Below are 4,462 nucleotides of genomic sequence, written 5' to 3'. Positions count from 1 at the left end.
CCCTCCCGCTACTTCGGCCGCCCCTGCCAGCCATTCCTCCACCGCGGCGGGTGCATGCTCCACCATCGGATCGAGCGGGCCGCCCTCTGCCAGGGCGCCATCAAGCGCGCGGCGCCGATCGGCGCCATCGGGAAAGCGCGCGCGCAAGGCATCGCGCGCGGCAAAGAGCGCATTGGCCAGCGCGCCCAGCCCCTGGGGCAGCGCGCGTTCCAGCCGCAGCCGCACGTGCTTGGCCAGCCCCGCCGACGCACCCGCCGTGCCGACAGCCACCACCACCGGGCTGCGATCGATCAGCGACGGCGTGGTGAAATCGCACAGCGCCGGGCGATCCACCACATTGACCAGCAAGCCGGCGCCCCGCGCGCGCAGGGCATCGGCCATGCAGGCATCGGCACTGTCATGGGCGATGAACGCCAGCCGCGCGCCGATATCGATGCCGTGGGCAAGATCATCCACCACCTGGCCGCCAGCACGCTCCACCAGCCGCGCCTTGGCCTGCGCCGCATCGCCATGGCCCAGCACGATCACCGGCTGGCCGGCGATACGGTGGAACAGGGGCAGCGCGGGCAGGCTCATGACAGCGGCTTAGCGGGTCACAGGCATGGCGTCAGGCCAGCCATTCGGGCACGCGTTCGGCCGCCAGGATCGTGGCTGGCTCGATCCGGTCGGCCACCACCGCCCACTTCGTGCCATCCACCATCACTTCGGGCACGAGGGGCCGCGAATTGTAGGTGTTGGCCATCGTCGCGCCATAGGCGCCAGCCGTGCGGAACACGGCCAGATCGCCCCGCGCCACGGCATCGATCGTGCGGCCCATGGCAAAGGTGTCGCTCGATTCGCAGATCGGGCCAACGATATTGGCCTCCATCGTTTCGCCATTCGGCGCCACCGCGGCGAAATCGTGCCAGGCATCATAGAGCGCCGGGCGCGCCAGATCGTTCATGGCCGCGTCGACGACCACCCACGGGGCGCCGACGCCTTCCTTCACCCGCACCACCCGCGTCATCAGCACGCCGGTGTTGCCGGTGATCACGCGGCCGGGTTCGAACATCGCGGTAATGTCCCAGCCCTGCGTTACGCGGGCCACCATCGCGGCATAGTCTTCGGGCTGGGGAAAGACTTCCCCGGCCTTGTAGGGCACGCCCACGCCGCCGCCGAAATCGATGTGCGTCACGGCATGGCCCGCCGCGCGGATCGCCTGCATCAGCTGGCCGATCTTGGTAAAGGCTGCCTCCAGCGGATCGAGCCGCGACAGCTGGCTGCCGATATGCAGCGCCAGGCCGCGCATGGTCAGGCCCGGCGTGGTCGCCAGCCGGGCATAGATCGCCGCAGCGCGATCATACGGCACGCCGAACTTGTTTTCCGCCTTGCCGGTGGAAATCTTGCCATGCGTGCCGGCATCGACATCCGGGTTGACGCGCAGCGCGCAGGCCGCGGTCTTGCCCAGGCGGACGGCGATTTCCGCCAGTTCCAGGCCCTCTTCCTCGCTTTCCAGGTTGAACTGGCCGATGCCCGCCTCCAGCGCGCGGGCCAGTTCGGCGTGGGTCTTGCCCACCCCGGAAAAGACGATGCCCTCGGCCGCCATGCCGGCTGCCAGGGCGCGCTCCATCTCACCGCCCGAAACCACGTCGGCGCCATAGCCTTCGGCGGCCAGGACCTTGAGCACGGCAAGGTTGGGATTGGACTTGACGGCAAAGGCCAGCTTGACGCGCGGCAGGACCGCCAGCGCATCGCGGAACACGCGGGCGTGGCGCGTCAGCGTGGCGCGCGAATAGACATAGAGCGGCGTGCCTACGGCATCGGCCAGCATGGGCAGGGCAATATCTTCGGCGTGCAGCACGCCGTTCACCTGGTGAAAGTGGTCCATCGAAACTCTCGAGAATGATCGTTGAAAACGCGTTATTCTTCGGGCGGCAGATCGAACGGGTCGTCTTCGCGCTCTTGCGAGCGGCTGCGCAATTCCACGTTGCGATCGGGCTTGGCCTGGATCGGCGCTTTCAACAGCGCGTCCGCCCCGCGGCTCTGCTCCCGGCCATAGGGCGCGGGCGGCAGGCCGTGCCCCGGCGCCGGTTTCAGCTCGCGTTTGTTGCCGCACCCGGCAAGGGCCAGGGCAGCAAGACCAACGAGCACAATGCCAGCGGCTTTGGGGGCAGTGGGGCGGATCAAGCGATTACTCCTCCAGGCCAAGCGCTGCACGCGCCTGGGCCACACGCTTCCTTACCTCGGCCGGGGCGGTTCCGCCATGGCTGCAACGCGCCGCCACCGATGCTTCGACCGAAAGCGCGGCATAGACGCGATCATCGATACGCGCATCGATGGCCTTGAGATCCTCCAGCGGCAGCTGATCGAGGGCGATTCCCCGGCTTTCGGCCAGTTTCACCGCGCTGCCGGTGATGTGGTGCGCCTCACGGAAAGGAATATTGGCCTGACGCACCAGCCAGTCGGCCAGGTCCGTCGCCGTGGCATAGCCCAGTTCGGCAGCGCCCCGCATGCGATCGGTGCGGAAACGCGCCTCGGCTACCATGCCGGTCATCGCCGCGATCGACAGCGCCAGCAGGCTGGCTGCCTCGAACACCGGCGGCTTGTCGTCCTGCATGTCCTTGGAATAGGCCAGCGGCAGCCCCTTCATGGTGATCATCAGTGCGGTGAGGCAGCCGACGATCCGGCCCGAATGGCCGCGCACCAGTTCGGCCGCATCGGGATTCTTCTTCTGTGGCATGATCGAACTGCCGGTCGACAGGCTGTCGGGCAGGGCAACGAAGCCAAAGGGCTGGCTGGCCCAGATGATGAATTCCTCGGCCAGGCGCGAGAGGTGCAGCGAGCACTGCGCGGCGGCCATCAGGTAATCCAGGGCGAAATCGCGGTCGGATACAGAATCGAGGCTGTTGTCGGTCGGCCCGTCGAAACCCAGCGCTTGCGCCGTGCGGAAACGGTCGATCGGAAAGCCGGTACCGGCGAGCGCCGCCGCGCCCAGCGGCGAGCGGTTCATGCGCGCGCGAGCATCGGCGAAGCGCGAGCGATCGCGGCCGATCATCTCGTAATAGGCCATGAGGTGGTGGCCCAGCGTTACCGGCTGCGCGGTCTGCAGATGGGTGAAGCCGGGCATGATCGAGCCGGCATGCTCGCCGGCGCGCGCCACCAGCGCGGTCTGCAAGGCGAGCAGGCCCGAATCGACCTGGTCGATCGCATCGCGCACCCACAGGCGAAAATCGGTGGCAACCTGATCGTTGCGGCTGCGCGCGGTATGCAGGCGGCCCGCCGCCGGGCCGATCAGTTCGGCCAGCCGGCTTTCGGTGGTCATGTGGATGTCTTCAAGGTCCCAGTCTTCGGGCACGCCATTGGCTTCGTATTCGCCCGCCACCTGGTCCAGCCCCTGGGCGATCAGCGCGGCATCCTGCGCTTCCACGATGCCTTGGGTGGCCAACATGTCCACATGGGCCTTTGACGCGGCGATATCCTGGCGCCACAGCGCCTTGTCGAACGGGATCGAGGCGTTAATCTCGCGCATGATGGCCGAAGGGCCGGCGGCGAAACGCCCGCCCCACATCTGGTTGGAGCCCGAATTGCCACTCATGTCCGCTCGTCCGCCCTATCTGCCGTTGATTCTGGGTGCGCTGGCCGCAGCCACGCTTGGCGGCTGCGATAGGCAAGCAAACCCGCCGGCGCAACCGTCCAGCGCCGCCGCCACCTCTGCTGACGGTGGCGAGGCAGCGCCGGCTGCCGGCAAGGTTGATCTCAGCCACAAGGGATCGGCCATGCCGGCCTTTGCCTTGGCCACGCCCGAAGGCGGCAAGATCAGCGCCAAAGACCTGGCCGGCAAGCCCGTGCTGATCAATCTGTGGGCCACCTGGTGCGGCCCCTGCGTGGTGGAAATGCCCACGCTGGACAAGCTGGCTGCCGGTGGCCTGCGCGTGCTGACCGTCTCGCAGGATACCACCGGGCAGGTCGACAAGGTCAAGGGCTTCAAGGCCGAGCATGGCCTGGCCCATGTGCAGATGCTGCTCGACCCCGACAACGACCTGTCGTTCCACTATGGCACCGGCGTCTTGCCCACGACCGTGGTCTATGACGCGAAAGGCAAGGAAGTGGGCCGCGTGGTGGGCGCCTTCGATTGGACCGGGGCAGATGCCGCCGCCCTGATCAAGGCCGCAACGCAGGGCGGCGCCTGAGCCACCAGCGCCACAGCCCGGTGACATAGAGCGCGGCCGGCACCAGCCCGGCCGCGACCACCAGCATGCGCAACGGCAGCCCGGCGGCAGAGCCGTCGTGCAACGGGTGCAGCCACTTGAGCAGCACGTCCATCGGCCCGCCCTGCGCTACATTGGCCAGGCCAAGCACGGCGCCGCCATGCCGGTCGATCACGGCCCAGCTATGCGGAAAGCGCGGGGACGGATCAGCCGCCTGGGCCAGGCGGACGCGATAGGCGCCCTGCCCCTGCCCCGGCAATTCGATCCAGACCGCC

Annotated in this window: 6 protein-coding genes; 1 reads left to right on the top strand and 5 read right to left on the bottom strand. The window is 68.1% G+C overall.

Going from position 1 to position 4,462, the window contains the following annotated elements; all coding sequences use genetic code 11:
- The 4 genes from H926_RS27645 to argH all read right to left on the bottom strand — a co-directional run.
- The coding region (locus H926_RS27645) for a bifunctional precorrin-2 dehydrogenase/sirohydrochlorin ferrochelatase (protein ID WP_237741042.1) at positions 1-576 on the bottom strand (576 nt) is incomplete at its 3' end.
- 31 nt (positions 577-607) lie between these two features.
- Positions 608-1,867, bottom strand: a complete 1,260-nt coding sequence (gene lysA / locus H926_RS0113940) for a diaminopimelate decarboxylase (RefSeq protein WP_022676860.1) — start codon at positions 1,865-1,867, stop codon at positions 608-610.
- Between the two features lie 32 nt (positions 1,868-1,899).
- Positions 1,900-2,166, bottom strand: coding sequence for a hypothetical protein (locus tag H926_RS0113935; RefSeq protein WP_022676859.1), 267 nt, complete (start codon positions 2,164-2,166; stop codon positions 1,900-1,902).
- Between the two features lie 4 nt (positions 2,167-2,170).
- On the bottom strand, positions 2,171-3,547 hold the full coding sequence (argH, locus tag H926_RS0113930) for an argininosuccinate lyase (RefSeq protein WP_028658004.1): 1,377 nt from the start codon (positions 3,545-3,547) through the stop codon (positions 2,171-2,173).
- 25 nt (positions 3,548-3,572) lie between these two features.
- Here argH and H926_RS0113925 point away from each other — a divergent pair, with 25 nt between their 5' ends.
- Positions 3,573-4,169, top strand: coding sequence for a TlpA disulfide reductase family protein (locus H926_RS0113925; RefSeq protein ID WP_022676857.1), 597 nt, complete (start codon positions 3,573-3,575; stop codon positions 4,167-4,169).
- Here the strand turns inward: H926_RS0113925 and H926_RS27640 are convergent.
- The coding region (locus tag H926_RS27640) for a PepSY domain-containing protein (protein ID WP_043609611.1) at positions 4,141-4,462 on the bottom strand (322 nt) is incomplete at its 5' end. The genes H926_RS0113925 and H926_RS27640 overlap by 29 nt on opposite strands.

This window comes from Novosphingobium sp. B-7 (genome assembly GCF_000410615.1).
GTDB lineage: Bacteria > Pseudomonadota > Alphaproteobacteria > Sphingomonadales > Sphingomonadaceae > Novosphingobium > Novosphingobium capsulatum.
Note: the sequence above shows the minus strand (reverse complement) of the source record. Positions and strands in the feature narration are given on the sequence as shown.